This is a genomic window from Paenibacillus sp. CR_12, from assembly GCF_041953985.1.
GTDB classification, from domain to species: Bacteria; Bacillota; Bacilli; order Paenibacillales; family Paenibacillaceae; genus Paenibacillus_AQ; species Paenibacillus_AQ lautus_A.
This window is the reverse complement of the sequence record NZ_JAVFHO010000005.1, coordinates 323,885-343,410: the sequence shown is the minus strand read 5'-3', so window position 1 is coordinate 343,410 and position 19,526 is coordinate 323,885. Positions and strand designations below refer to the sequence as shown.

General features: G+C 53.8%; 18 protein-coding genes and 2 riboswitches. Of the genes, 15 read left to right on the top strand and 3 right to left on the bottom strand.

The features are described 5' to 3' along the window. Positions 1 to 141 precede the first annotated feature (141 nt). The 3 genes from RB297_RS20335 (at position 142) to RB297_RS20325 (ending at position 1,898) form a co-directional block, all read left to right on the top strand. The gene (locus RB297_RS20335; RefSeq protein WP_375121274.1) at positions 142 to 474 is read left to right on the top strand and encodes an ArsR/SmtB family transcription factor; all 333 of its coding nucleotides are present in this window, start codon (positions 142 to 144) and stop codon (positions 472 to 474) included. A gap of 76 nt (positions 475 to 550) precedes the next feature. Beyond that, positions 551 to 1,093, top strand: coding sequence for an SRPBCC family protein (locus RB297_RS20330; RefSeq protein ID WP_375121273.1), 543 nt, complete (start codon positions 551 to 553; stop codon positions 1,091 to 1,093). Then, entirely contained in the window at positions 1,074 to 1,898 is an 825-nt protein-coding gene (locus tag RB297_RS20325) for an alpha/beta fold hydrolase (RefSeq protein ID WP_375121272.1), read from the top strand. The genes RB297_RS20330 and RB297_RS20325 overlap by 20 nt, the downstream gene beginning before the upstream one ends. 73 nt (positions 1,899 to 1,971) lie before the next feature. Here the strand turns inward: RB297_RS20325 and RB297_RS20320 are convergent, their stop codons facing one another. Next, positions 1,972 to 2,829, bottom strand: coding sequence for a LysR family transcriptional regulator (locus RB297_RS20320; RefSeq protein WP_375121271.1), 858 nt, complete (start codon positions 2,827 to 2,829; stop codon positions 1,972 to 1,974). A 124-nt stretch (positions 2,830 to 2,953) separates the two neighbouring features. Here RB297_RS20320 and RB297_RS20315 point away from each other — a divergent pair, with 124 nt between their 5' ends. The 7 genes from RB297_RS20315 to RB297_RS20285 all read left to right on the top strand — a co-directional run bounded on the left by RB297_RS20315 (position 2,954) and on the right by RB297_RS20285 (position 10,605). Continuing rightward, the gene (locus tag RB297_RS20315) at positions 2,954 to 3,865 is read left to right on the top strand and encodes a DMT family transporter (protein ID WP_375121270.1); all 912 of its coding nucleotides are present in this window, start codon (positions 2,954 to 2,956) and stop codon (positions 3,863 to 3,865) included. A gap of 230 nt (positions 3,866 to 4,095) precedes the next feature. Next, positions 4,096 to 5,055: a LacI family DNA-binding transcriptional regulator gene (locus RB297_RS20310; protein WP_375121269.1), complete on the top strand. Its 960-nt coding sequence runs from the start codon at positions 4,096 to 4,098 to the stop codon at positions 5,053 to 5,055. A gap of 164 nt (positions 5,056 to 5,219) precedes the next feature. Then, the gene (locus RB297_RS20305; RefSeq protein WP_375121268.1) at positions 5,220 to 6,482 is read left to right on the top strand and encodes an ABC transporter substrate-binding protein; all 1,263 of its coding nucleotides are present in this window, start codon (positions 5,220 to 5,222) and stop codon (positions 6,480 to 6,482) included. A 168-nt stretch (positions 6,483 to 6,650) separates the two neighbouring features. Continuing rightward, entirely contained in the window at positions 6,651 to 7,526 is an 876-nt protein-coding gene (locus RB297_RS20300) for a carbohydrate ABC transporter permease (protein ID WP_012818642.1), read from the top strand. Then, complete coding sequence (locus RB297_RS20295; RefSeq protein WP_009595886.1) at positions 7,526 to 8,362, top strand: carbohydrate ABC transporter permease; 837 nt, start codon at positions 7,526 to 7,528, stop codon at positions 8,360 to 8,362. The genes RB297_RS20300 and RB297_RS20295 overlap by 1 nt, the downstream gene beginning before the upstream one ends. Beyond that, positions 8,359 to 9,120 (top strand): polysaccharide deacetylase family protein, encoded by a 762-nt coding sequence (locus tag RB297_RS20290; RefSeq protein WP_375121267.1) that lies wholly within the window; start codon positions 8,359 to 8,361, stop codon positions 9,118 to 9,120. The genes RB297_RS20295 and RB297_RS20290 overlap by 4 nt, the downstream gene beginning before the upstream one ends. A 51-nt stretch (positions 9,121 to 9,171) precedes the next feature. Then, entirely contained in the window at positions 9,172 to 10,605 is a 1,434-nt protein-coding gene (locus RB297_RS20285) for a serine hydrolase domain-containing protein (RefSeq protein ID WP_375121266.1), read from the top strand. 68 nt (positions 10,606 to 10,673) lie between these two features. Here the strand turns inward: RB297_RS20285 and pruA are convergent, their stop codons facing one another. Next, entirely contained in the window at positions 10,674 to 12,221 is a 1,548-nt protein-coding gene (pruA, locus tag RB297_RS20280; protein ID WP_375121265.1) for an L-glutamate gamma-semialdehyde dehydrogenase, read from the bottom strand. 198 nt (positions 12,222 to 12,419) lie between these two features. On the opposite strand from pruA, the gene RB297_RS20275 reads away from it, so the two are divergent. Further along, positions 12,420 to 13,340, top strand: coding sequence for a proline dehydrogenase family protein (locus RB297_RS20275; RefSeq protein WP_375121264.1), 921 nt, complete (start codon positions 12,420 to 12,422; stop codon positions 13,338 to 13,340). 149 nt (positions 13,341 to 13,489) lie between these two features. Here the strand turns inward: RB297_RS20275 and RB297_RS20270 are convergent, their stop codons facing one another. Next, complete coding sequence (locus RB297_RS20270) at positions 13,490 to 13,954, bottom strand: hypothetical protein (RefSeq protein WP_192569952.1); 465 nt, start codon at positions 13,952 to 13,954, stop codon at positions 13,490 to 13,492. Positions 13,955 to 14,089: 135 nt separating this feature from the next. Then, a riboswitch (cyclic di-AMP (ydaO/yuaA leader) is annotated at positions 14,090 to 14,262 on the bottom strand. Between the two features lie 539 nt (positions 14,263 to 14,801). Then, positions 14,802 to 14,970, top strand: a riboswitch (cyclic di-AMP (ydaO/yuaA leader). 129 nt (positions 14,971 to 15,099) lie between these two features. On the opposite strand from RB297_RS20270, the gene RB297_RS20265 reads away from it, so the two are divergent. From RB297_RS20265 to kdpB, 4 genes are all read left to right on the top strand, one after another. Then, positions 15,100 to 15,510, top strand: a complete 411-nt coding sequence (locus tag RB297_RS20265; protein WP_090910188.1) for a hypothetical protein — start codon at positions 15,100 to 15,102, stop codon at positions 15,508 to 15,510. Positions 15,511 to 15,662: 152 nt separating this feature from the next. Then, complete coding sequence (locus tag RB297_RS20260) at positions 15,663 to 15,737, top strand: potassium-transporting ATPase subunit F (protein WP_009595876.1); 75 nt, start codon at positions 15,663 to 15,665, stop codon at positions 15,735 to 15,737. A gap of 29 nt (positions 15,738 to 15,766) precedes the next feature. Then, positions 15,767 to 17,446, top strand: a complete 1,680-nt coding sequence (kdpA, locus tag RB297_RS20255) for a potassium-transporting ATPase subunit KdpA (RefSeq protein ID WP_375121263.1) — start codon at positions 15,767 to 15,769, stop codon at positions 17,444 to 17,446. Between the two features lie 22 nt (positions 17,447 to 17,468). Continuing rightward, positions 17,469 to 19,502 (top strand): potassium-transporting ATPase subunit KdpB, encoded by a 2,034-nt coding sequence (gene kdpB / locus RB297_RS20250; RefSeq protein ID WP_375121262.1) that lies wholly within the window; start codon positions 17,469 to 17,471, stop codon positions 19,500 to 19,502. The last annotated feature ends 24 nt before the right edge of the window (positions 19,503 to 19,526 follow it).

The window sequence follows — 19,526 nt, the reverse complement described above, 5'->3', positions numbered from 1 at the left end:
ATCCTCGTCGGGCATCCGATAGATCATGCAGCTTGCGAGCGAAGGGAGTTGATGCGCTGTCTTGTTTTTTGATGTCAAAAGCATGTTGAAAAAATATTATATACGTTGACACGTATATACGCATTAGTGTATATTATAGCCATGAATACTTCAGCTATGCAATTAACCCTCTTCACGATCTCGGAGCCGAACCGCTTCAACATTGTTGAACTCTTAAAGCAAGGGTCGAGATCGGTCAGCGACATCGTAGAGGCTTTGGGAATCGGCCAGCCTCAAGTATCCCGCCATCTGCGGATACTGAACGAGGCCGGGCTCGTGAAAGTCCGCAAGAACGCACAGCAGCGCATTTATAGTCTCGAAGCCCAGCCGTTCCAGGAGCTGGACGTCTGGCTCGATTCGTTCAGCCGATTGTGGGAGGAGCGACTCGACAAGTTCGAGGACTATATGAACGACTTTAACGGAGAGGAGAGTTAAGCCAATTCTTTTACTAGCTCCACAGGAAGATGCGGCTCTGCACGCAGAGCCGATTTCACAGATAGGAGGAATTCACATGGGCAGGAAGACCATCATCACGAAAGACCGGGAGCAGCGGAAGCTGACCGTGGAGCGTGTCGTATCGATACCTCTGAAGCTGTCCTGGCAGGGATGGACTCAGCCGGAACACATCGAACGCTGGTGGGGACCAAAAAACTGGAATGCCACGGTATATGAGATGGATGTCAGACCGGGCGGCGTATGGCGCTACAGACTGGCTCCCGATGCGACGGGAGAAGGGAAAGAAGCCTTCTGCAAGGCGACTTACTCCCAAGTGGCGGAGTTTTCGAAGCTCGTCTATACGGATACATTTACCGATCAGGACTGGAACCCCGTTGCAGGCAGCGACATGTTGACCTCGGTTACATTCGAAGCAGTCAAGGATGGGACCCGATTAAGCATCATCACCCATTTTGCGAGCGAAGAGCAGCTTGAGGCTGCTGAAGGCATGGGAATGGTGGAAGGATACGCGGATACGCTGGAACGGTTTGAGAACGAAATAAGTTTGTACATAAAGGACAATAAAAGGAGAGATGATCATGAATTACGTGATGTCTAATGACGGTACCCGTATTTTTTATGAAAAGAAAGGGACTGGTCCGGCTGTCATTCTTGTAGCTGCCGCAGCTTCGGATCACAACGACACAACGCGTCTTGGAGAGTTTCTGTCTGAACATTTCACCGTCTACAATTATGATCGGCGAGGACGGGGCAGCAGTACGGATGCGGCTCCGTATGCCGTTGAACGTGAGATCGAAGATATCGATGCCCTTATTCAGGAGGCGGGCGGCAGTGCGTATGTATTCGGAAGTTCCTCGGGCGCTGTTCTGGCCCTGGATGCGGCGAGCAGACTTGGCGGCAGTAAAGTTAGTAAACTGTTTCTATACGAGCCGCCGTTTATCATTGACGACAGCCGTGCACCCGTACCGGTGGAATACGTGCAGCGTTTGAATGCGCTGATGGCAGGAAATCGGCGCAGCGAAGCCGTAGAATATTTCATGACAGCCGCGCTGGGGATCCCAGCGGAATATGTAGAATTCATGAGGGCAGATCCTTCTTGGCAGGTCATGGAGGGCATGGCGCATACATTGGCCTATGACGGCATGATTATGGGGAGCACGCAATCCGGTCAACCGCTGCCGACGGATCGCTGGGATGTCGATGTCCCGGTCATGGTGATGACGGGCGAGAACAGCGGAGCCATGTTCCATGGGGCCGCGAGCGCATTGGTCGACTTGCTCCCTCAGTGCGAGCACCGAATGCTGCCTGGTCAGGACCATTCTGCCGTCGTGATGGCGCCGGAAGTGCTGGCTCCCGAGGTGTCGGATTTTCTGTTGCCTTCGGCAAATCGAATTCCGGGATAAGCGTGCTTGGCTCATCAAGAAACCGTGACCCTTAGGGCCACGGTTTCTTTGTTTCCTGTTCCGGTCGAAGTATTTATTCGGTCTTCTCAAACGGCTCAATAAAATGATTAAAGGCGCTGGTGCGAAACAGGTCGCGTCGGAATACAAAATGGACTTTGGAGCTGCGGTAACGCTTGGGAATTTGGAAGGCCTGCAATTTCCCGGCATCCACCCAGTCCTGGACGGAAGAACGCGTTAACAGCGAGATACCCAGCCCGGCAGCCACACCGCCCATGATGGCTTCCAGCGTGCCAAACTCCATAATGTTCATGGGCCCCACATTCTCCTCATGGAGCCATTGCTCCAACCGTTTACGGTGGTAGCAGCCCTTGCCAAAGAACAGCAGCGGTTTGGTGAGCAAATCGCGAAGCGCAGCCTCCGTGGGTTCCGAGATGAGGACAAGCTCCTCGTCAAAGGCCCGGATTTCGTTAAAGTTCGGGTAATCCAGAGGTCCGCTGATAAACGCCCCGTCCAGTTCATATTCGTTCAGGGCTCGGATCAAGTCGGCCCTGTGGCCTGTAATCAATGACAGTTTCACATTAGGGTACCGTCTATGATAATCCAGCATGATACCGGGAAGATGTACCGCCGCTGTGGTTTCCGATGAGCCAATCCGCAGCGGCCCCGACGGTTCTTCCGAAAATTGCGTCGATTTCACGGCCTCGTCAAGCAAACGCGTAATCTGATCGGCATACTTGAGCAGATTACAGCCGGCCGAGGTTAAGGCAACGCCGCGACTGAGCCGATAGAACAGGGGCGTGTTCAGCTCGGCTTCAAGCTGCCGGATTCTAGCGGTCACGTTCGATTGCACGTAACCCAGGCTTGCGGCAGCCTTGGTTATGTTTCCTTCACGGGCAACGGCCTGGAATATCTTCAGATCCCCACTCTCCACCTTAGCAGCCTCCTTATATCCATCATTCAAAGTGATGGTTCGAATCTTATTTAATTATTTTACATGATACGAAGGTCGGAATAAACTGAGGATACACTTGGTTAAGGAGAGGGGAATTCATGGCATGAGCAAACCGCGTATGCTGTTACTGACGATATTTACGATGCTGGTCGCGGGACTTAATTTCCCGATCGGCAAAATTGCGCTGTCCTTCGGTTCCCCATTCGTGCTGCTGGCGATCCGGTTCGTGGGAGCGGGGCTTCTGATGCTGCCCTTCATTGTAAGACGGCCCCATCCCAGGAGCGGTGCTGCCTGGCTGAAGCTGGCCACGATCGGTCTGTTTCAATCGGCACTCGTGATGAGTGGCATCTACCTGAGCATGCAGACCATTTCCTCCGGCAGTTCCTCGGTTTTATCCTCCAGCAACCCGATCTGGTTCATCGTGTTCAGCTTCCTGATTTTCGGTATAAGGTACCGTCTTCTTCAGTGGGCGGGCGTAATCATCGGTTTTGTCGGCGTGTTCATTACGCAAGGCTTGGAGATGCAGATGGAGAGCGGATTCTGGTTTGCGTTGGGCGCGGGGATGGCTTGGGGCATGGCGACGCTGCTAAGTTCCCGTTGGGGCAAGGAGTTTGACGCTTGGGTCATGGCTGCCTATCAGATGTTGATCGGAGGCATCCTCCTGCTCATCGCAAGCCCGCTGCTGGAGCAGCCGCATTTTGTATGGGATTCATCTCAGATCTTGAAGGAGCTCTTTGTTCTGGGCTGGATGATTCTGATGAGCTCGATTGCCCAATTCGTCACTTGGTATTATGTGCTGCGCAACAGCGATCCCAATAAAGCCAACGTTTATCTATTCCTCATTCCCGTGTTTGGCGTATTATCCGGATGGCTTATACTGGGCGAGCAGCTGCACTGGTACACTTTGGCTGGCACAGTGTGCATTGGGCTTGGCATTTATCTGGTGAACCGGCCTGGACGAGTGGACGCCACAAAGGATCCATTCATGATCAAGGAGCGGTGCGGTACCGCATAAAGGCAAGAAATCTAATATATTCGAATTTAGCAGGTCGCGACGATGCATTCGTGCGGCCTGCTTTTTGCCATGACAAGCAAAGGTTTTCTGGCTTGAGCAGGTATCACGATAAGTTATGACAAGGGGAAAATCGAAGAAAAATCTTGTCCCAGCAAAATAAGTAAATTTTATTAAAAATAAATCCATGTTATATTAAATTTACTAACGCCTTTGGAGAGGGGATAGGATTCATGAGTGGTTTGAAGGAAATTGCAAAGCTCGCGGAGGTCTCGGTGTCGACGGTGTCCAACGTGCTGAACGGGCGCAAGAACGTGGGGCGGGAGACGAGGGAGCGGGTGCTGAGGTTATGCTCGGAGCACGGCTATTTTCCGCATAAGTCAACCAAATCCGATAAAAGCAACACGATTATATTCGTCTTCAGCGACTTTGATCGCGATTATTATTTAAAAATCATCAAGGGGATCAGCCATTGCCTCACGGAGAATGGATACGACCTCATCATCTGCACGAATAAATCCAGCACCAATTTTATGCGCAGCAAGTTTGCAAGCGGTACCATAAGCCTCGACCGGAACATGACGGACGAATATTTAGTCTCGGTAGCCACGCCGCAGTTCCCCGTCGTTCTCATGGACCGGATTATCGATAACGAGTATGCCAATACCAAAAGCGTGATCGTGGACAATTACCCCGTGATGTGCGAAATGGTCCAGGCGCTGGTGGATAAACAGTTCAGAACCTTTGGATACATTGGCGGACTGGAGTTTACCCTGGATCATAAGGAACGCTTCGCCGGATTTATGGATACGCTTTCGAAGAATGGCATCGCGTTTGACAGGCGGAATTACTTCCATGGCGATTACAGCGAGGAAAGCGGATATCAGGCGGCCAAGATCCTGATCCTTAGCAACGCATTGCCGGAAGTGCTGGTCTGCGCTAACGACAATATGGCTCTGGGCGCAATCAAAGCTTTGGAGGAGAACGGCATACGGGTGCCGGAGGACATATCGATCACCGGCTTCGATAATTCGGACGCGGCGGCGATGGCCGGCTTGACGACCATTGCGATCCCGCGTTATGAAAGCGGTTATTTGGCGGCGAAGGAGCTGCTCGAGATGATCAAGGGCACGACGGGCAGGGAGCCCTTTAAACTGAATGCCACGATCCAGTGGAGAAAATCGGTGAGATAAACTTTATTTTTACAGCTAGTAAAATATCATATATTTTACTAGTTTTTTTACTTAGTATTTTTATGAAAACGTGTACATTTTTTATTGACATTCTAGGTAAACCGCCCTATGATGGGTTTGTAAACGTTTTACTTTATAGAGTCCTTGAGGGGGAGGCGTGTCACTTGAAAAAAGTAAAAAAGGTATTGAGCATACTTACGGCAACGGCTTTGGTTGCGACACTCGCGGCCTGCGGCGGTACATCTGACAAAGATTCTGGAGCAGCAGCCGGAGGAGATGGGGGAGATAAGCTGAAGAAGATAACCCTCTTCCAATCGAAAGTCGAAATTACGGAACCTCTTGAAGCCTTGGTTAAAACCTATAAAGAAGAAACCGGCAACGAGGTTGAGGTATGGGGTGCCGCGGGCGATGCTTATTCGCAGCAGCTGGTGGCGAAGCTCAGCAGCAACCAGGGCCCAACGATATTCAGCGTGGCTCCTGGACCCGAGTCCGAGAAGCTGAAGTCCTATTTTTCCGATTTGAGCGGTGAAGAGTATGTTAAGAACATTGCGCCCGACATGGAATTGAAGGTCGAAGATAAGACCGTCGGCGTTCCGTACGGCGTAGAAGGCTTCGGTCTCGTATATAACAAGGATCTGGTGGATCCGGCCAACATGAAGGACCTGGACTCCTTCACCAAGACGCTGGAGCAGCTGAAGGCTGACGGCAAGAACGGTTTGAGCCTGTCCCAGGAGGCTTACTTCCTGATCGGACACATCATCAACACGCCGTTTGCGCTTCAATCCGATCCGCTGGCCTTCATCGACCAGCTGAACAAGGGCGAAGTGAAGATGGCCGACACGAAGGAGTTCCAGGAATGGGCGAAATTCATGGATGCCATCAAGGCCAACACCAAGAATCCGCTGGAAGTGAAATACGATAGCCAGATGGGCGACTTTGCAACGGAAAAAACGGCTATGGTGCATCAGGGCAACTGGAGTTATTCCATGCTTGCGGACTTCGGCGATTTCGGCTCCAAAGTCGGCATGATGCCGTTCCCGCTCGCCGGCAACGATAAGATCGCCGTAGGCGTAGCCAGCTACTGGGTCGTCAACAATCAGGCGGACGCTGAGGAAGTCAAAGCCGCAAACGCTTTCCTGAACTGGCTCTTCACGAGCGAGACGGGCAAGAAGGCCATTGTGGACGATTTCAAATTCATCCCGGCTTTAACGAACATTGAAGCAGGCGATCTGGATCCGTTGTCTCAAGCGGTGCACGAAGCAACCACGAAGGGCGAGACGATCACTTGGGCGCTGAACTACTTCCCATCGGGTATCATCACCAACGATTTGGCTCCGGCTACGCAGGAGTACTTCATGAATCCGGGCATGACAGGCGAGCAGTTCCTGCAGAAACTCGATGAAGTATGGGCGAAAGCATCGAAGTAATCTAATTGAAGCCGAAAGGCAATCATCTGACATCACAATTCCATGAAAACGAAAGCCTAGCCTCAGACGTTCTGATGATGAGCGTTAGGCTTTTGTTTTTTCTAACACGACTTCAAGGTTTGATGCCGCCTTGCGGGAATCATCCGGAACGGAAAGAAGGTATGGATTATGAGCAAAAGAAAGGATAAAGCCTGGTTTGCCCTGTTTACGGTGCCGCTTCTGTTTATTTTCACGACCGTGGTCATCATCCCGTTCATTATCGGGATCGTGTACTCCTTCGTCAATTGGGACGGCATTCCGGCGAATCCGAAAGTATTCGTAGGGTTCGACAATTACGTTCAGCTGTTCCAGGACGACCGATTCCTGTCATCGGCTTGGCATACGGTTCAATTCACGCTGCTCGCGCTGGTATGCGTCAACGTACTGGGACTGGGCTTTGCGCTGCTGGTGACGACAAAGCTCCGCTCGAGAAATGCGGCGCGGACGATGTTTTTCATGCCGAACCTGATCGGCGGCCTGATTCTGGGTTACATCTGGCAGTTTATTTTTACGGATGCGTTCAGCTTCCTGGGCGAGAAGACCGGATTCGACAGCGTGTTCTTTAACTGGCTGCTGCATCCGCAGTTTGCGCTGTATGCGATCGTTGCGGTATTCACCTGGCAGCTGGCAGGTTATACGATGATCATCTACATCGCGGGCATCCAGGGGATTCCGGATGAACTGATGGAAGCGGCGAAGGTCGATGGCGCCAACCTGTGGCAGCGACTGAAGAGCATCGTGTTCCCGCTGTTAATGCCTTCGTTCACGATCTGTCTGTTCCTGACGCTGTCCGGGGCGTTCAAAATCTATGACGTGAACCTGTCGTTGACCAAGGGCGGTCCGAGCAATGCGACGGAGATGTTTGCGATGAATATTTTCAACGAAATTTTCGCTTACGGTAATTATGGATTAGGTCAGGCGAAAGCGATCATCTTCTTCCTGATTGTGGCCGGACTCACGCTGACGCAAGTCATCATCACGAAGAGAAGAGAGGTGCAGATGTAATGAAGAAATCAGGCAAATGGCTGCTCGATATCCTGCTGTTCCTCGCCTCGCTGGTCTTCTTGTCTCCTGTCTTCATCATGCTGATCAACTCCTTTAAGGATCGTGCCGAGCTGTATGAGAATGCGCTTGCGCTGCCTTCTTCCTTCAGCTTTGAGTATTATAAATCCGCGATGGAGAAGATGAATTTCTTCACGGCACTAGGTAACTCGCTGTATGTCACCGTCATCTCGGTGATCATCGTCATCGTGCTCGCCTCCATGACGGCATGGATGCTGGTACGGACGGACAATAAGCTGAGCAAAGTCATTTTCTTCACGTTTGTGGCGACCATGCTGATTCCGTTCCAGACGCTGATGATGCCGCTGATGCAGGTGATGGACTGGATTCGCACCAATCTGCACATTCCGATGCTCAACACCCATGAGGGCTTGATCTATATGAACGTCGGCTTTACGTCCAGTATGGCGGTCTTCCTGTACCACGGGTTCATCAAATCCGTGCCCGTCGCGCTGGAGGAGGCGGCTACGCTTGACGGCTGCTCCAAGCTGGGCGTGTTCTGGCGGATCGTGTTCCCGCTGCTGAAGAACATCAGCGTGACCATCGCGATCCTGAACGTCATCGCGCTGTGGAACGACTATCTGCTTCCATCGCTGACGCTGTCGGACAAAGGGCTGCGGACAATCCCGCTCTCGACCTTCTATTTCTTCGGAGAATTCACGATCGTGTGGAACCAGGCGATGGCCGGCCTGACGCTGACGATCATCCCGGTTGTCATTTTCTACGTTTTCGCACAGAAATACATTATCAAAGGGATTGCCGCAGGTGCTGTGAAATGAGGCGGATCATTACGAGAGCCGACGATTATGCTTCCAGCCGTTCCGCCAATGCTGCGATTGCCAGGACCGTTGAGGCCGGATTCATCAAAAATGTGTCCATTATGGCGCCCGGTCCTTATCTTGCCGAGGCCGCACAGCTGCTGGCGCATCGCAAGGACATCTGCTTCGGCTTCCATATGACGCTGAACGCCGAATGGGATAATGTACGCTGGGGACCTGTTGCCGCGAAGGAACAGGTTCCTTCGCTTGTCGATCGGGCCGGGTACTTCTATCAGGACCCGAGCTTGTTTCAACATCATCCGCCTTCGCTGCAGGAGATCCTTATGGAGTGCGAAGCGCAGCTGGATAAACTGACTGCGGCTGGCTTCAACATTTCTTACGCGGATTCCCATATGCTGCCCGAGCGCTTCATTCCCGGGCTGCAAGAGGAGCTGGACCGCTGGATGGAAGCGAAGGGGCTCATCAACCACCGATATTACTACAACTTTTTCCCTGGCGGCGTTCCGGACGGAGCCGAGTCGTTTGAAAGGGTGCTTGGCGGCCTGACGGACGAACAGTACTTCTTCCTGTCCCATCCGGCGCTGTATTCGGAGGAAATGGTGCAGTGCGGCAATGCTCAAGTGGATGGGGAGGAGCTGGCACGAGGGCGTGATCAGGAGGCCGTTTTCCTTGCTCGGGAGGACTTGAACGAGATTAGCGAACGTTGGGGCTTCCGTGCCGTGCGATATGATGAAGCGGCGCCGATATCTGGTGTATAATGGAAGGGTCATGATGAATTTATCTTGTTATACAGGGAGAGGCGGAATAGGATGAACACGAACACGGTTCGATTATTGCCAAGAAGTACCCCCGAAAACCAAGGAATCTCATCTCAGTCGATCAAACGTTTTATCGGCTCGATTCAGGAGAAGGAGCTTGAACTGCACAGCTTCATGCTGGTTCGGCACGGGCATTCCGTCGCGGAGGGCTGGTGGAAGCCGTACGACGCGGACAAACCGCATATGCTGTTCTCGCTAAGCAAGAGCTTTACCTCTACCGCGATTGGACTCCTGGTCCAGGAGGGCCGGATTACGCTGGAGGATCGGGTGATCGGCTTTTTCCCGGAAAATAAACCGGAGGATCCGTCCCCGAATCTGTCCGCGATGACGATACGCGACTTGCTGATCATGGGCACGGGACATGCCCAGGAGCCTGCCATCCAGTCCGATAATTGGGTGGATGATTTCTTCAAGCAAGCAGTCGAGCATGAACCTGGAACCCACTTTGTATATAACAGCGCAGCGACGTACATGCTCTCGGCCATTCTGCAGAAGGTCACCGGCATTACGCTGCTGGATTATTTGCAGCCCCGTCTGTTCGAACCGCTCGGCATTCAGGGGGCTGCATGGGAAAGCTGCCCGCAGGGAATCAACACCGGCGGCTGGGGTCTTAAGCTGAAGACCGAGGACATCGCCAAGTTTGGCCAGCTCTATCTTCAGAAGGGAGAATGGGATGGCCGGCGCCTGATTCCGGAGGCTTGGATTGAAGAAGCGACCTCCAAGCAGATATCCAACGGACCTGCGGATTCCTCTTCGGACTGGACCGAAGGATACGGCTATCAATTCTGGATGTGCCGCCACGGAGCATACCGCGGCGACGGCGCGTTCGGACAATTCTGCATCGTGATCCCGGAGCAGGATGCAGTCCTGGCGATTACCTCCGGCCTTGGAGATATGCAGGCCGTGCTGAATGAGGTATGGGAGCATTTGCTGCCGGCGATGGGAGCAGATCCGCTGCCGGCCGATGCGGACGCGGCCTCATCCCTTGCCGGAACGCTGCAAGCGCTTAAGCTGGATCCGCCAAGCGAGAGGGCTTTATCTCCGATGGAGAAGGACGTATCCGGGATCGTCTATGATCTCGAAGAGAACGAGGAGAAGCTGCATTCGTTCTCCGTCCGGTTTGAAGAGGATGGCGGGGTGATGGAGCTTACGGGGGAACATGGCGTCAACTCGATTGCCCTTGGCCGGAGCGAGTGGAAGTCGGGAACCACGAAGCTGATCATGATGACGGATCAAGCGTATGCTGCCTCCATGACCTGGAAGGATGACCGGACGCTGCAGCTGACCGTCAGGCTGACCGAGACGCCGTTCTACTTAACGACGGAATGCACCTTCAGCGAAGAAGGCATTCATCTTGCCTACTGGATGAACCAATCCTTCGAAGGCAAGGTGGTCCGGGAGATGAAGGGCAAAGCCAGGGCATAATGCCGACAAAACAAGGTACAGTAAAAACCTCTCCATGATCATGGAGAGGTTTTTTTGGCATGCCGTATTCAGAACCGTTCCGACACCACCTTCGGCTGCGTGAACAAGAGCAGGTAGTCGCGGCCGCCGGCTTTGGAATCCGTTCCGGACATATTGAAGCCGCCGAACGGGTGGGTGCCCACCAAGGCGCCGGTGCATTTCCGGTTCAAATACAGGTTGCCGACATGGAAATCGCGCCGTGCCTGCTCCAGATGCGCGCGGTTGTTCGAGATCACCGCGCCGGTCAGCCCATAATCGGTATTATTGGCGAATTGAATCGCTTCGTCGAAGGAGGCTGCCTTTGTGAAGGCCACCACCGGGCCGAAGATTTCCTCCTGGGAAATACGGGCAGTGCTGTCCACATCCGCAAAAATCGTAGGCTGAATGAAATACCCCTCCGGATCGCCCGGAAATCCGCCAAGTACCAGCTTGCCTTCGCTTTTCCCGATTTCGATATAGTCGAGAATTTTACGGTACGCCTTATCGTCGATGACGGGTCCTACCTGAGCCTCGGCATGGGAGGGGCTTCCGATCACCAGCTTCTTGGAGCGCTCGATGACCTTCTGCAGCACGGTATCATAAACGTCCTTATGCACGATGGCTCTGGAGCAGGCGGAGCATTTCTGGCCGGAGAAGCCGAAGGCCGAAGCGGTAATCGCATCCGCAGCAAGGTCCAAATCGGCTTCGTTGTCCACGATGATGGCGTCTTTCCCGCCCATTTCGGCGATGACGCGCTTGATCCATCGCTGCCCCGGCTGCGTTTTGGCCGCACGCTCTTGAATTCGCAGTCCAACGTCGCGGGAACCCGTAAAGCTGACAAACCTGGTCAAAGGGTGATCCACCAAATAGTCGCCCACTTCCTGACCCGGACCAGGCAGGAAGTTAACGACACCCGGAGGCAGGCTGACTTCTTCCAGAAGCTGCACGAATTTGGCGGCTATGACCGGGGTGGTGCTCGCCGGTTTCAGCACAACGGTGTTGCCGGAGACGATGGCCGCCGTAGTCATACCGGCCATAATCGCGAGCGGGAAGTTCCAAGGCGGAATGACGATGCCGACGCCAAGCGGGATGTAATCGAGATGATTCTCTTCCTCCTCGTGGACCGTCAGCGGCTGGGGCGCGCTCAGGCGCTGCATTTCGCGTGCATAGAACTCCATGAAATCGATCGCTTCGGCCGTATCCGCGTCCGCTTCGGCACGCGTCTTGCCGGCTTCGAGGGTCATCAGCGCGGAGAACTCCAGCTTGCGCCGCCGCATGATTGCCGCGGCCTTGAACAGGTAGCGTGCCCGCTCGTTCGCCTCGGTGTGCTTCCACGTCTCAAAAGTACGCGCCGCCGTCTGAATGGCTTGCTCGGCAAGCTCGGTATCCGCTTGGGACACGACGCCGATGACTTGGCGCTTGCGCGACGGATTGACCGACTTTGCGGTACACTCCGTATGGATTTTGGCACCGCCGATAACCAAGGGGTACGATTGGCCAAGCTCGGCTTCGACCCCGGATAACGCCGCATCGTATAACTTGTTGTTCCACTCGTTGTTGAAGTCCATAAATGGTTCGTTCCGAAAAGGTGCTCGCATGGGGAGGCCCCTCCTTAACATGATATGAATCGAAGCTTCAGGCCAATGGTCCATCTGCGGATCGTCATGGTGGCATGGTTAGGATCTCCTGGTGAAAACCTCTATTTAAATATGTATGTCTTCCTGCATGCCGTCATGATTTTTGCATATGAGTTAGATAGAGTGCATTTTGGTTTACCTTGCAAAGGGGGCGCGCGCATGGACGGAACCGAGCTGTACCGTAAAGTGATCCTGACGGTGTCCGGCAATAAACTCGTGAAATGGCTGTCTATCAAGTACGGTCGGAAATTGGCTGGCCGATTCATTGCCGGCGATACCTTGGATGAGGCGCTGGACGAAATCGAGAGGCTGAACGCGAAAGGCATTCTCGTTACGCTGGATCATTTAGGGGAGGGCATTACGACGCTGGATGAAGCGGCCGGGTACCGGGAGGAATATTTGAAGCTGGTGGAAGGGATTGCGAGGCGCGAAGTGCAATCGAACGTATCCTTGAAACCGACGCAAATGGGCATGGCCCTGAACCCCGAGAAGGCTTACGAAAACATCAGGTCGGTGGTAAGAAAGGCTAAAGAGCACAGCAACTTCGTTCGCCTGGACATGGAGGATTCGCCGTATACCCAGGCAACCATCGATATGACGCTCCGCCTTCATAAGGAGGGGCTGACCAATGTGGGGACCGTGATGCAGGCCTACTTGTTCCGTACGGAGGAGGACGTGAAGAATCTGTTAAGGGCCGGCGTTAATCTGCGGCTGGTAAAGGGCGCGTACAAAGAGCCGGGAACCATCGCCTTTCAGCAGAAGCGGGAGGTCATTGACAACTACAAGAAATTGGTCAAAATGCATTTCGACCAAGGAGCCTACGTCGCGATTGCCTCGCATGATGACAACATCATCGACTGGGTGAAGGTATTTGCCGAGCAGAGCCGCATAGACAAACAGGACTATGAATTTCAGATGCTGTATGGACTGCGGATGAACGATCAAGCAGCGCTTGCGCAGGACGGCTACCGTATCCGGTGTTATTTGCCCTATGGAACGATGTGGTACCCGTATTTCACCCGGAGGTTGGCAGAGAAGCCGGCCAACCTGATGATGGTGCTCAAAAATATGTTCAAGTGAGCGGGATCCGATTGCAGAACCCCGTCAAAATGCCTGGTGAAATAAGTGGCTTTTTGACGGGGTTCTTCATGGTTTCAAAAAACATCAGGCTGCTTAGAAGTGCCCAATCCAAAGGAAACGGGGACAGTGGCTCTCTGTAGCTGCTGCCCCTAGAAATGATAATACGCCTCCGAGCAATTCATAAGGAAGGAGCGCTCCAGCGGCAGTCCGCCTAACCGCTCTCGGGTGATGTGCCGATGCAGGTTGATCTCCAGATCGGCGAGGGCCGATACAGCAAGTTGCATCCGTGCGGGTCCCCACTGCTGCTGCTTTCGGGCATAGCGAATGGCCTCAGTCACGGACATGCCTCTCAGCCTTGAGAAGACGGATGCCCAGCGGACCAGGTCCGAAAATTCTCTCGTGCTTGGCAGGGCATATTCGACATATCCTGCCGCGTCTTTGCAGCTGACTTTGAACAAGCCGCAGTTCCAGCCATGATCGCTCCATGGGATAAAGCGTTCGGCCGAGCCTCGGTCGAAACGAAATATCTCCATATGGCCGATAGTCTCTTCACCTAATGCAGGCACTGCGGTTTCGATGACGGGTGTAAGCGCTGCCTCGATGAGTTTCGTCATGATTTGATCTACGCTCCTTTATAAGAATGTTATATGCACGGCAAATAGGCCTGGTGAGCAGAGAAACCCCGCTCTCCAGGCCTATTTATGGTTAGAGCCCCAATTCAGCGGCCGCTATGCCAAAGCTTGGATGGTATTCTCTCTCAACAACGCGCCTACGAGGTTAGCTGACGGATTCGGACTGAGAGCACCCTACCGCTGGGCCCTTCGATCCTAGGCGCAGCGGATTCACCCCATTCACCAATCGAAGACTGGTGACTTTGGTTCCCCCGTCTCCCGGTCTGTCGGGAGCTCGGCGTATCACGTGTTTCGGATAGATGGATGAATCATACGCCGGAGGAAACGAAAAGTAAATGACCGTATGGGACGAATAGATTCCGAAATGTGATGAAAACGGTAAAAGAAAACGCGTACAATCGGCCGTGTCATCTATTATCGTGGCAAAATCTCGGTATCTCGTTGGATTGCGATAAATAAGAGAAAACAAGAGAAATACATAGTATAGAGCAGTATTCGGAAGATAAAGACGAAATACTGCTTGGTTCCTGTTCGACATAACGCTAGATGTGTTTTTGCTCACATTTACATCCTGCGGGGCCGGACGTATGATACGAACTATGAATTGACGGTCATCAACGACCAAGGCATACGGGCAGCCGTTTCATGAAGGTCTAAAGGCAGTGTGAGAGCTGCCCCTAAGCCTTTATGGATCGATGGCGAAGGCACCATGGGCCTTGCTGAGATTTGAAGGTAGAGGCGACTCTCACCGCGTGAACCTCCTGTTGCTGTGCTGTTATGCCCAGTCTGGATGACAAGTCAATGGCTAATAGAATAACATGCTACTCGTTATTAATTTTCGCTGAGTCCTTGAATGGAAAAGGTACGGGGGAACCAGTCGGGAGATGAACCTGATCTCTCTGGGGTGAATCCTGTAGACAAGATAACGGTCTATGGGTAGGGCGACTCTCACGCCCGAATCCGTCAGCTAACCTCGTAAGCGTATCGAGAGAGGCAACGATTGTCGTGGACTTGGGCCACGGTGTATTTCACCGTGTCCTGTAAGAAGCCTGCGGGAAGAGTTCTTCTCTTTCCGCAGGCTTCTTTGTTGTTGCCTTCTCTTTCTGACCTTAGTAGGAGAAACGAAGATGGAGAAACCACAGGAATTCATCCTGGTATCCGCGCCGAACAAGGCCGGGGAGGAATTCGTCCGCCAGCTGATTCACAAACGTGTTCCGTTTGCGGCTATAGCCAACAACCGGGCTGAGCAGCAGAGGCTGCGAGAACTGGGCTGCAAACCCATCATTTTGATTGATACAAGAGACGAGCAGACCTGGATCATTCCCGAGTTTCCCGTCAGCAAGGTGTTTCTGTTCGAAAGCAGCTTGAATCTGTGCTGCCGCTACTTGCGGATCTGCCGGACATGGACCTCGGAGTCGATTTACGTGATCACCCATTCCGGCAATCCGCGCTTGATATACAAAGGGCTGGGTGCCGATGTGGTGCTTCATACGAATCATCATCAGGTGTCCTTTCTGATGGCATCCGTTATGAGCTAAGCGTTTGGACTGACGCCACAAGAGTTAGGGGAGGTTACATTCATGCAGGATTTAGTTATGGTGCTCATTTTGGGAGGAACCTACGGACTGCTCATGCTGTTTATGTCCTGGTGCGGGCGCGTGGTTTCGGAACCGGAGGCTGATCAGCCGTGATGATCATGTTGATATTCACGATTTTTATTTTTCTCTATTTGATTTATGCGCTGATTCACCCTGAAAAATTCTAGGGAAACGGCTGAAGGAGGAAGGCATCGTCATGGGCATTTTACAAATTGCCATCGTTATACTCGTTCTAGTGCTGCTGGTCAAGCCGCTGGGAACTTATCTATATCAGGTGTTTCGTTATGAAAGCAATGGAACGGACAGATGGTTCTCCTGGGCGGAGAAACCGATCTTTGCTCTGATCGGCTTGAAAGAACGCAAGGGGATGACATGGAAAGGATATGCCGTCAGCTTTGTGTTAACGAATATCGTGCTGGTTGCGGCGGGCTACTTGATTCTGCGGCTGCAGAAGGTGCTGCCGCTGAACCCGAACGGCATCGGCCATATGGAACCGATCTTGTCGTTCAATACGATGATCAGCTTCATGACCAATACGAATCTTCAGCATTACAGCGGGGAGTCGGGATTGTCTTATCTGGCCCAGATGGCCGTCATTACGATGATGATGTTTACGTCCGCGGCGACCGGGCTGTGCGTGGCGATTGCTTTTATCCGGGCGGTGACCAGCAAGGGCACGACCGTCGGCAACTTTTTTGAGGACTTCGTTAAGGCGCATACCCGGGTATTCATTCCGGCTGCTTTCATCATTGCGATGGTGCTGGTGGCGCTGCAGGTGCCGCAGACCCTGAAGCCTACGCTCAGCGTCACGACGCTGGAAGGAAGCGAGCAGCAAATAGCGGTGGGTCCGGTGGCTGCGCTCGAATCGATCAAGCATCTGGGCACCAATGGGGGCGGTTTTATGGGGGCCAACTCGGCGCATCCGTTCGAGAACCCGTCCCCGCTGACCAATGTGATCGAGATTCTGTCCATGTGGAGTCTCGGGGCGGCGCTTCCTTACACATTTGGTTTGTTCGCGAAGAGCCGTAAGCAGGGCTGGATCATATTCTCGGTAATGATGACCTTGTTTATCGGCTTCCTGTCCTTGAACTATGCCGCGGAAACCAACGGCAACCCGGCATTAAACCAGCTGGGCATCGACGCCTCGCAAGGCAGCATGGAGGGCAAGGAGGTCCGGTTCGGGATCGCCCAATCCTCCCTGTTTACGACGGTGACAACTGCGGCCACGACCGGGTCGGTCAACAACATGCATGATACGCTCACGCCGCTCGGCGGGATTTCGCCGTTGTCCCTGATGATGCTGAATTCCGTTTTTGGCGGAAAAGGCGTCGGGCTGATGAACATGCTCATGTACGCGATCCTGGCGGTGTTCCTGGCCGGTCTTATGGTTGGCCGTACCCCCGAATTTCTCGGCAGAAAAATCGAGGCCCGGGAGATGAAGCTGATCGCGATTGTCATTCTGGTACACCCATTGATCATCCTTGCTCCGACGGCGCTCGCGCTCATGACGGATGCGGGACAGGCGGGCATTGCCCATTCGGGCTTTCACGGCATCTCGCAGGTGCTTTACGAATACACGTCATCCGCTGCCAATAACGGCTCCGGGTTTGAGGGCCTTGCGGATAACACGCCGTTCTGGAACATCAGCACCGGACTGGTCATGCTGATCGGGCGCTATATTTCGATGATTGCCCTGCTGGCGGTGGGCGGCTCTCTGATGCGGAAGCAGTGGGTTCCCGAGACGCTCGGAACGTTCCGGACAGATAATAAGCTTTTTGCCGGCATTCTCATCGCGGTGGTCCTGATCATCGGTGCCTTGACCTTCCTGCCTGTGCTGGTGCTGGGACCGATTGCCGAGCATCTGACGATTCGTTAAATAGAAAAGGTGGCCTATTACCATGAATAATACGAGAAAAAAAGCGATGTCCCAAGAGATGGTCCGTCAGGCGCTGAAGGACAGCTTCACGAAGCTGAATCCCGTCCTGATGATGAGAAATCCGGTCATGTTTGTCGTGGAGGCCGGGACTCTGGTTGTGCTGCTTATGACGATATTTCCGTCCTATTTCGGTACCGAGGGCAGTATCGGATTTAACCTGACCGTGTTCGTCATCCTGCTGTTCACGCTGCTGTTCGCAAACTTCGCAGAGGCGCTTGCCGAAGGGCGCGGCAAGGCGCAGGCCGATTCCCTTAAGCAGTCGAAGCAGGAAATGACGGCTCGCAAAGTGATGGAGAACGGCGGGGTACAATCCGTGTCGTCCACGGCTCTGCGCAAAGGAGATATCGTGATGGTCGCGCAGGGCGAGATGATTCCCGGGGACGGGGAAGTGATTGCGGGCCTTGCATCCGTTGACGAATCGGCGATTACCGGGGAATCCGCCCCCGTCATTAAAGAAGCCGGCGGCGATTTCAGCTCGGTCACGGGGGGGACCCGGGTTGTCAGCGATACGATCCGCATCCGGATTACAAGCGATCCGGGGGAATCGTTTATCGACCGGATGATCTCGCTGGTCGAAGGGGCCTCCCGGCAGAAGACGCCAAACGAAATTGCGCTGAATACGCTGTTGATCGTCTTAACGCTGATCTTCCTGATCGTGGTTGTGACGCTGGCACCGATCGCGAAGTATCTTGGCATCGAGTTGACCGTTCCGGTGCTGATCTCGCTGCTGGTATGTCTGATCCCGACCACGATCGGGGGGTTGCTGTCAGCGATCGGGATTGCCGGCATGGACCGGGTAACGCAGTTCAACGTGCTGGCGATGTCCGGCAAAGCGGTTGAGGCCGCCGGTGACATCAACACGATGATTCTGGATAAGACGGGTACCATTACGTTTGGTAACCGGATGGCCAGCCGGTTGATTCCCGTCGGCGGCGAGTCGCTGGCATCGGTGTCCCAGTGGGCCGCGGTGAGCTCGCTGCAGGATGAGACGCCGGAAGGACGGTCGGTGTTGGAGCTGCTGAGGAAGGAAGGTTTCGCAGTGGATGAGGGCATGGCGGATGGGGCGGAATTCATCGGATTTAAGGCGGAGACCCGGATGAGCGGCATGAACCTGAGGGATGGCCGGAAAGTCCGCAAGGGCGCTGTGGATGCCGTCAAGGCGTGGGTGCAGTCGCAAGGAGGCCCCATCCCTTCGGATTTGTCGCCAAATAGCGACGCCATCGCCACAGAGGGGGGAACCCCGCTTGCGGTCGCCGTGGATAACCGCATCTTTGGTTTGATCTACTTGAAGGATACCGTGAAGCCGGGCATGAAGGAACGGTTTGACCAGCTGCGCCGGATGGGCATCAAGACGATTATGTGCACGGGCGACAACCCGCTCACCGCGGCGACGATTGCCCGTGAAGCGGGCGTCGATGATTTCATCGCGGAGAGCAAGCCCGAGGATAAGATTGCCGTCATCCGCCGAGAACAAGCCGAAGGCAAGCTGGTGGCGATGACCGGGGACGGGACGAACGATGCCCCGGCGCTGGCCCAGGCCGATGTCGGGCTGGCGATGAACAGCGGTACCACCGCAGCCAAGGAAGCGGCCAATATGGTGGATCTGGATTCGGATCCGTCGAAGATTATCGAGGTGGTTGCCATCGGCAAGCAGCTGCTGATGACGCGCGGCGCGCTGACCACCTTCAGCGTCGCGAACGACGTCGCCAAATATTTTGCCATCATTCCGGCGATGTTCGCGGCTGCTATTCCTAGCATGAACGTTCTGAACGTCATGGGACTGGGTTCTCCCATGTCGGCGATTCTGTCGGCGCTGATCTTTAATGCCATTATCATTCCGCTGCTGATTCCGCTTGCGATGAAGGGTGTGGCCTATAAGCCGATGAGCTCGTCGAAGCTGCTGCAGCGCAATGTGCTGGTCTACGGATTAGGCGGCGTGATCGTGCCGTTCATCGGGATTAAGCTGATCGATATGATCGTGCATCTCTGGATTTAGGCCGGAAACAGCAGCCGTCCTATC

Coding starts and splice junctions, on each gene's coding strand:
- RB297_RS20335 (WP_375121274.1), top strand. CDS start 142: ATGAATACTTCAGCTATGCAATTAACCCTCTTCACGATCTCGGAGCCG.
- RB297_RS20330 (WP_375121273.1), top strand. CDS start 551: ATGGGCAGGAAGACCATCATCACGAAAGACCGGGAGCAGCGGAAGCTG.
- RB297_RS20325 (WP_375121272.1), top strand. CDS start 1,074: ATGAATTACGTGATGTCTAATGACGGTACCCGTATTTTTTATGAAAAG.
- RB297_RS20315 (WP_375121270.1), top strand. CDS start 2,954: ATGAGCAAACCGCGTATGCTGTTACTGACGATATTTACGATGCTGGTC.
- RB297_RS20310 (WP_375121269.1), top strand. CDS start 4,096: ATGAGTGGTTTGAAGGAAATTGCAAAGCTCGCGGAGGTCTCGGTGTCG.
- RB297_RS20300 (WP_012818642.1), top strand. CDS start 6,651: ATGAGCAAAAGAAAGGATAAAGCCTGGTTTGCCCTGTTTACGGTGCCG.
- RB297_RS20295 (WP_009595886.1), top strand. CDS start 7,526: ATGAAGAAATCAGGCAAATGGCTGCTCGATATCCTGCTGTTCCTCGCC.
- RB297_RS20290 (WP_375121267.1), top strand. CDS start 8,359: ATGAGGCGGATCATTACGAGAGCCGACGATTATGCTTCCAGCCGTTCC.
- RB297_RS20285 (WP_375121266.1), top strand. CDS start 9,172: ATGAACACGAACACGGTTCGATTATTGCCAAGAAGTACCCCCGAAAAC.
- pruA (WP_375121265.1), bottom strand. CDS start 12,221: ATGCGAGCACCTTTTCGGAACGAACCATTTATGGACTTCAACAACGAG.
- RB297_RS20275 (WP_375121264.1), top strand. CDS start 12,420: ATGGACGGAACCGAGCTGTACCGTAAAGTGATCCTGACGGTGTCCGGC.
- RB297_RS20270 (WP_192569952.1), bottom strand. CDS start 13,954: ATGACGAAACTCATCGAGGCAGCGCTTACACCCGTCATCGAAACCGCA.
- RB297_RS20265 (WP_090910188.1), top strand. CDS start 15,100: ATGGAGAAACCACAGGAATTCATCCTGGTATCCGCGCCGAACAAGGCC.
- kdpA (WP_375121263.1), top strand. CDS start 15,767: ATGGGCATTTTACAAATTGCCATCGTTATACTCGTTCTAGTGCTGCTG.
- kdpB (WP_375121262.1), top strand. CDS start 17,469: ATGAATAATACGAGAAAAAAAGCGATGTCCCAAGAGATGGTCCGTCAG.